1 protein-coding gene is annotated in these 584 nt (G+C 62.8%); it reads left to right on the top strand.

Going from position 1 to position 584, the window contains the following annotated elements; translation table 11 throughout:
* Positions 1-584 (top strand): TonB-dependent receptor domain-containing protein (locus tag ACUJB0_RS31725; RefSeq protein WP_444848734.1); only part of this gene is annotated, 584 nt, incomplete at both ends.

The raw sequence follows: 584 nt of genomic DNA on the forward strand, positions 1-584 counted from the left end.
GATCTGAATCCCGTCCTGCAGCTCAGCGACGACGTGTCCAAGGTGGGTTATGGCTCGGGCAGCGGCGGCAACCCGGACCTGAAACCGACGCGCTCCACCAACCTCGACCTGACGGGCGAGTGGTACTTCCAGAAGGACAGCGCGCTGTACGGCACGCTGTTCAAGCGCAAGATCGACGGCTTGATCGTGAGCCTGCGCCACAAGGTGCACGTCGATCCGGCCAACGACCCGTTCCGCAACTCGACCTCGGGCGGCGACCATACGAACGGCTATGACTACGTCATCAACTCGCCGGTCAACGCCTCCAACGGCGACATCAAAGGCGCCGAGGTTGGCTTGGTCTACTTCCCGAAAGGGCTGCCGAGCCTGCTGGACGGCCTGGGCATCCAGGGCAGCTATACGCGACTGACCTCGTCGCAGAACGTGCCTGACGCGAATGATGCCGGTGTCATCGTCTCGCAGCTCGAGACACCGTTCTTCGGCGTGTCGCACAGCTCCTACAACGCCACGCTGGCTTACGAAAAGGGTCCGGTCAGCGCGCGCTTGTCCTATGTATGGCGCTCCGCCTTCCTGGCCAAGAACGA

It is taken from the genome of Duganella caerulea, assembly GCF_040362985.1.
In the GTDB taxonomy this organism is placed as follows: Bacteria; Pseudomonadota; Gammaproteobacteria; order Burkholderiales; family Burkholderiaceae_D; genus Rugamonas; species Rugamonas vulcania.